Origin of the sequence: uncultured Porphyromonas sp. (genome assembly GCF_915070105.1) — a bacterium.
In the GTDB taxonomy this organism is placed as follows: Bacteria; Bacteroidota; Bacteroidia; order Bacteroidales; family Porphyromonadaceae; genus Porphyromonas.
In genome coordinates this window covers 1-5,944 of sequence record NZ_CAJZFJ010000095.1, presented here as the reverse complement: position 1 = coordinate 5,944, position 5,944 = coordinate 1, and the positions used below count along the sequence as shown (strand labels likewise).

The 5,944-nt window shown below is 53.1% G+C and carries 6 protein-coding genes; 1 reads left to right on the top strand and 5 read right to left on the bottom strand.

Annotated elements, in window-relative coordinates; genetic code table 11:
• The first annotated feature begins 316 nt into the window (after nucleotides 1–316).
• Nucleotides 317–769, top strand: a complete 453-nt coding sequence (locus QZ554_RS07980; protein ID WP_297195675.1) for a hypothetical protein — start codon at nucleotides 317–319, stop codon at nucleotides 767–769.
• Between the two features lie 18 nt (nucleotides 770–787).
• Here QZ554_RS07980 and QZ554_RS07975 read toward each other — a convergent pair whose 3' ends face one another.
• From QZ554_RS07975 to QZ554_RS07955, 5 genes are all read right to left on the bottom strand, one after another.
• The gene (locus QZ554_RS07975; RefSeq protein ID WP_297195674.1) at nucleotides 788–2,071 is read right to left on the bottom strand and encodes a 3-phosphoshikimate 1-carboxyvinyltransferase; all 1,284 of its coding nucleotides are present in this window, start codon (nucleotides 2,069–2,071) and stop codon (nucleotides 788–790) included.
• Nucleotide 2,072: 1 nt separating this feature from the next.
• Entirely contained in the window at nucleotides 2,073–2,561 is a 489-nt protein-coding gene (locus tag QZ554_RS07970; RefSeq protein ID WP_297195673.1) for a GAF domain-containing protein, read from the bottom strand.
• A 49-nt stretch (nucleotides 2,562–2,610) separates the two neighbouring features.
• The gene (locus QZ554_RS07965; RefSeq protein ID WP_297195672.1) at nucleotides 2,611–3,807 is read right to left on the bottom strand and encodes a HAMP domain-containing sensor histidine kinase; all 1,197 of its coding nucleotides are present in this window, start codon (nucleotides 3,805–3,807) and stop codon (nucleotides 2,611–2,613) included.
• A gap of 6 nt (nucleotides 3,808–3,813) precedes the next feature.
• Complete coding sequence (locus QZ554_RS07960) at nucleotides 3,814–4,926, bottom strand: DUF2891 domain-containing protein (RefSeq protein ID WP_297195671.1); 1,113 nt, start codon at nucleotides 4,924–4,926, stop codon at nucleotides 3,814–3,816.
• Nucleotides 4,927–5,048: 122 nt separating this feature from the next.
• Nucleotides 5,049–5,795 (bottom strand): polyprenol monophosphomannose synthase, encoded by a 747-nt coding sequence (locus QZ554_RS07955; protein ID WP_297195670.1) that lies wholly within the window; start codon nucleotides 5,793–5,795, stop codon nucleotides 5,049–5,051.
• Nucleotides 5,796–5,944: the final 149 nt, after the last annotated feature.

The following is a 5,944-nucleotide window of genomic DNA, read 5'->3' as shown; positions in this document are numbered from 1 at the left end:
ATACCCACGTGTACACTACTGTATACACGCGTGTACACAAGTGCGCTCTAAGTATGTCCTCTCCAGGGCTCGCTTGTATGTCTGTTTCTTGGGGATAATACGTAGGATCTCTAGGGGTGGGCTAAGACTCCCTGGGATATGAAATGATATCCCCGAAGATCCAAAGGCTGGAGAGTGAACTGGAGTGTGAGAGTGAAATCATGCGTTAGCCCTAACCTGCACTGGTGCATCACGACTTCTATCCATAAATAGTGTACATTTGCTTATATATTGTACTAACTATTTAGTAGGCACTTCACCTGATAACGAAACGAATATGCAGCGACTAGGTTCAGCCACACTACCACATGAGGGACGCATTTCCCTTGATGCCCTAATACCCTTCTTCCCTTGGGCTCCCTTCTGCCGTGACCAAGGCTTCACCATGCCCTATCCCGAGATCATGATGATCAGTGACCAGGCCTATAACCTCTATACGCAGATCAGTGGACTACTGATGACCGAGGCTTGGGAGATAGGCAATGAGCTAAGATATAGGATAGAAGCCGTAGAGGGCAATGAGAGCCAATATACACTAGAGCTAGAGCTCTCCCTAGAGAACTTCAGTGAGATTTGGGCCTTGATGGAGGTCTCCCGAGAGCGTGTAATCAGCTATCTATATATAGCTGCTGTGGGTTATGTTCGCCACTCAGGGCTACTTGGTCTTCGCTTTGCTTGCGAGCGTATATCCGAGCACACTTGTCGCTTGTCCCTCCTTCCTGAGTCCTAAGGCTTCCTCCCCCCTATATCATAGGGGCTTGATCGTAAAGAGCTTTCCGAGTTGCGTCCAGTAGCTTGGGAAGCTCTTTGCTACTACCTCGGGGGCTTGGATGCGTAGTCTCCCTACCCTTTGGGTCATTAGAGCCAGAGCCATAGCGATACGATGATCCTGATGTGGGTCTATTATGGGAGGAGATAGTAGCACTCTTGGCTCTCCAGGGTCTCCCTCCCAGTAGAGCTCATCTTGCCCTATTCCTAGGGAGACTCCGAGCTTAGCAAACTCCAAGCCTAGCACCTCTAGGCGATCAGATTCCTTAACTCTTAGATGTCCGATACCCCTAAGTCTGAATGCGACTCCACACCCTACAAGTGCAGCTACGAGTGCTGGAACAAGATCTGGGCAAGGGGACATATCTGCCTCGAAGCAGTCTTCCCCCCTCTGCTCCCCACGATAGATACGTATCTTCTCCTCCGAAATCTCGGTATAGACCCCGAGTCGCTCCATATAGAGGGGGAGATAGCGACTATCCCCTTGCAATGAGGGCAGTACGAGCTGAGGAAGGTAGCACTCTGTCCCTAGTGGAAGTAGAGCGACCAGAGCATAGGCATACGAGGCCGCACTCCAGTCAGCCTCGGCCAGCAAGAGCGAGTGGTCAGCCGCATGGGCTACGTCAGGACAAGGCTCATAGAGAAAGTGTCCTTCGCTCACCTCCTGCCACTGATAGCCAGCCTCTGAGACGACAGAGCTAGTCATATAGGCATAGGGAGAAGAGGCTAGAGGACTAGAGAGACGAATATCTACTCGTTCCCCTAACCGTGGAGCTAATAGGAAGAGGGCACTTAGATACTGAGAGCTTAGAGAGACATCTAGTGATACCTCCGTAGAGTGTAGTGTGCATGGAGTGATATGTAGTGGAGGGTAGCCCTCCTTGCCGATATACTGAATATCTGCACCTAGGGAACGCAGAGCATCTACCAGAGGAGCTATAGGTCGGTCATGCTGACGAGCAGTCCCCTCTAGCCTACAAGGGATACTAGCTGCTACAGATAGATATGCTGTCATGAAGCGCATCGCCGTACCCGACTCCCCGACATTGATCACTGCGCTACCCTCCCTACTCTTCTGGAGAGCCTGCAGTAAAGCCCGAATATCCTCAGGAGTATCCTCCAGAGAGAGAGCCTCTAGGCTGGGGAGCTCCTCGCCACGTAGAGCAGAGAGGACGAGCCTACGAGCCATCAGGCTCTTAGAGGGAGGCAAGATCCAGTGTAGGGATATGGGCTCGGTGGGTTGAGCCGAGGAGAGCTCTATCATACTAGGGGAAGAGAGGTGCTAAGAGCCCGACGTACTGCTCTAGCCATGGACGGTCAATCTCCTCAGTGAAGTCTCCCAGCTCTTGGCTATCTACATCCAGCACTCCGACGACCTCCCCTCGCACACTACGTATGGGGACAACAATCTCGGAACGAGATAGACTAGAGCATGCGATATGCCCAGGATAGCTATCAACGTCGGGAACGACTAAGCTCATCCCCTTAGCCCAGGCATCGCCACAGACTCCTCGCCCGTAGGGAATTCGGGTACAAGCTATATCCCCCTGAAAGGGGCCGAGGACGAGTTCTCTCCCTGATACGAGATAGAAGCCAACCCAAAAGAATCCGAAGGTCTGCCTAAACGCAGCTGCCATATTGGCAAGATTAGCTATGCGATCTGTCTCTGCCCCGAGGAGTGCCTGTAGCTGTGGGTATAGCTCCCGATAGCGTTCCTCTCGTGTACTCCCCTCTAGGATAAGTTGCTCTGCCATGATGAATAGTATGGATCTGGATCTGGATATCTCCTATGCCTGCAAGGGGCTAACCGACCTCTCGCTCTAGCTCGATACGGAAGGTGGTCCCCACATCTACCATAGAGTGATGCACATAGATACGCCCACCGTGATACTCATTGATAATCCTACGTGCGAGGGAGAGTCCGAGCCCCCAACCTCGCTGACGAGTCGTGACTCCAGGGCGGAAGATCTCCCGCTGCTTCCCCTTCGGTATCCCCTTCCCCGTATCCGTGATGTCTATATAGACCATACGCTCCTTCACCACGTAGGCGAAGGTGATCGTCCCCTGCCCATGCATGGCATCTACAGCATTCTTGATCAGGTTCTCGAAGACCCATGCTAGCAGAGGTTCACTCAGACGTACGATGATCGGTGTCTCGGGCAGTTCGGGGGGAAGTAGGCGCACCTGCTTCGATATGCGAGGTTGCATATAGGCGATGATGCGAAGGAGCACCTCATGGAGGTCGGCGGGCTTGAGGTTGGGTAGTGAGCCTATCTTTTGGAAGCGATCAGCGATGATTCCTAGCCGTTGTATATCCTTCTCCATCTCCTCTGTGACCATAGGCTCGACACCACTGCTGGCCAAGTATTCCTTCCAGGCTATGAGGGATGAGATCGGGGTACCGAGCTGGTGTGCAGTCTCACGAGAGAGTCCCTCCCAGATGTAGTTCTGATCCGAGCGTTTCAAGCTGATGACTGCGACAATCGCTATACCGAGGAAGAGCAGGAAGACCCCTAGCTGTATATAGGGGAAGATCACGAGATACCTCAGCCCATAGCTATCGGAGTAATAGATATACTGGGGGGCTACGAGCTCGTCTATGACGATGGGGGGATAGCCACGCTTGTATCGCTCTAGCTCCTTACGCAGGTAAGCCTCGCCGTCCTTACGAGGGACATCTATATTGTAGTAGCTTAGTATATTCCCCTTATCATCAGTCATGATGATCGGGATAGCGGTATTGGAGTCTAGGATGCGATAGAGGTAGGTCATGATCATCTGCTGATCATAGGCATTGGCTGCCCGAGTGGCATTCGCCCACATCTCGAGCTTCTCGTGCTCCTCTACCGCGATCTTAGAGACTAGACGGTCAGAGATAACGAGGGAGAGCACAGCAAAGAGGACGGAGAAGACGATGACAGCAATGCGCACCGAGCCACGTCTACTCAGCCATAGTCCCCTACTCTGGAGCCACTGCTCCCCTAGCCTACGGATCTTCATAGATCATCAACGTGCACCCTCGAGGACCTCGTGGGCATAGCGAGCGAAGGATGCGAGCCAGTGGTCGCCACCATAATTGGATCTAAAGATCATCCCCATCCCATGCTGGTACTGTGCACGGGCATTCTTGACAAAGCGAGCCTTTAAGGGATGTCCCTGTGGTAGGTAGCGGGATATACGTGCCATCGTCCATGCTCTGGTATAGGCGAGCCCTACGAGGTGCACGATCGTGTAGTCTGATAGGTCACTGACCTGAGGCAGCTGACAGAGGCGAGCGATCCCAGCAGGTGTGAAGTAGGTCCTAAGCCAAGCTACATACTCTCTCTGAGGCAATACCCGAGTCATCAGATCTGCGACCATGAGTGTGGGGGAGAAGAAGTCAGTGGCATTCGGCTCCCATTCGGCAGGGACTCGCTTGTCTGCTAGGTGTAGCTCTCGAGCCTTAGTAATGAGGGCTTGCTCGAAGTCCTTATCTCCTCGCTGACGAGCATAGTCAATGGCGAAGGAGAGGGCAAAGGCGAGGTTGGAGTGTGTCCCGATCCTATTTGAGTAGGTGAGCTTGGGCAGATATGCCTTCCACTTCTCTACGATCTTCATCGCTAGGATATCTACGTTTTGGGACCAGAGTTGTGCCTTTTGCTTGAGGAGGGCATCGTTTGTCTCTGTGGCCATGCGATGAAGCTCCTCGGAGAGCTTCAGGAGCCAAGCCCATCCGTAGGTACGCTCATAGGTAGAGGCAAGCTTGCGATCGAAGTAGGAGGCTTCGCTCCGCATATTTGCCTTCGTGAGATGCTGGTCAAAGGAGGCTATGATAGCCTCCCGCTCTGGTAGCTCAGGATGACTGCGGAGTACCTCGGCGAGCATCCAGTGGCTGTGTACGGCACTATGCCAGTCAAAGCACCCGTAGAATGCAGGATGAAGGTCTCGGGGAGAGAGCCCAAGGTCGGTACTATCTACATAGGCATGCCCAGTCTTGTTGGGGTACTCTACGAAGATGTTCTTGAGCGGCATTTGGATGAGGCGTTGGAGTTCGCTTGTCGCCATCTCCTGTGCCGAAGCACAGGGGAGGTATAGCCCTAGGCTCAGGGTGCAGAGTATCGTCTTACTTAGCCTATTCATATTCGGGAGGTCTGTTCGTTCGTTGGGTGTCCAGCCAGAGTGGAGAGCAGTCGCCTCGGCGACTAGTGAGAGAGGGGTACTGATAGCACCTATACATTATTATATATAGGCTTCGGAGTACCTCAGCCTTCGTTACGTCCGGGAAAGCCACAGAAGCTATGCCACCAGCGTAGCTTCACGACTCCAGTGAAGGCCTCTCTGAAGATCGAGGTATTCATCTTGGAGGTACCGAGGACACGGTCCTCGAAGGTGATCGGCACCTCGACGACAGTGAAGCCTAGACAGTAGGCGGTGTACTTCATCTCGATCTGAAAGGCATAGCCCTTGAAGTGCACCTCCTCCAGACGCATCGTCTGGAGCACCTCCCGTCGGTAGCAGACGAAGCCTGCTGTACTGTCCTTGACGGGCATCCCCGTGATGAGACGGACATAGAGCGAGGCTCCATAGCTCATGGCGATACGGTCAAGGGGCCAATTCTTCACCGCCCCGCCTCGGGTATATCTGGAGCCGACAGCCACATCAGCACCCTGCTCGGCGCAGGCTCTATAGAGCTCTAGGAGCTTCATAGGAGGATGGCTAAAGTCGCAGTCCATCTCGAAGATATAGGCATAGTCCCGCTCTAGAGCCCATCGGAAACCTGCTATGTAGGCTGTCCCCAGCCCCTGCTTCCCTGCTCTCTCTAGGAGGAAAACCCGCTCAGGATACTCGGCTTGCTTGGTACGTACGATACCTGCAGTACCATCGGGAGAGCCATCATCGACGATCAGTATATCGAACGGCTGGGGCAACCCAAGGACTGTATCTATCATCTGAGCTACATTCTCGCGCTCGTTGTAGGTCGGTATGATGACTATGCTATCACTACTCATGTTATGGTGTAAGTATCTATCTTGTGAGGTAGGAACAAAGCAACCTTCATTCTAGGCAACAAAGATACCAAGAATATGTAGTTCCCTCCACACCTCAGGGCTGACGCATGAAATCACCATAGAGCGAGGGCAAGGTCGTCAAGGAGCAT

What these genes read in the sequence shown, in the direction of transcription:
- QZ554_RS07960 (WP_297195671.1), bottom strand. Translation starts at nt 4,926, where the DNA reads ATGAATAGGCTAAGTAAGACGATACTCTGCACCCTGAGCCTAGGGCTA.
- QZ554_RS07970 (WP_297195673.1), bottom strand. Translation starts at nt 2,561, where the DNA reads ATGGCAGAGCAACTTATCCTAGAGGGGAGTACACGAGAGGAACGCTAT.
- QZ554_RS07965 (WP_297195672.1), bottom strand. Translation starts at nt 3,807, where the DNA reads ATGAAGATCCGTAGGCTAGGGGAGCAGTGGCTCCAGAGTAGGGGACTA.
- QZ554_RS07980 (WP_297195675.1), top strand. Translation starts at nt 317, where the DNA reads ATGCAGCGACTAGGTTCAGCCACACTACCACATGAGGGACGCATTTCC.
- QZ554_RS07975 (WP_297195674.1), bottom strand. Translation starts at nt 2,071, where the DNA reads ATGATAGAGCTCTCCTCGGCTCAACCCACCGAGCCCATATCCCTACAC.
- QZ554_RS07955 (WP_297195670.1), bottom strand. Translation starts at nt 5,795, where the DNA reads ATGAGTAGTGATAGCATAGTCATCATACCGACCTACAACGAGCGCGAG.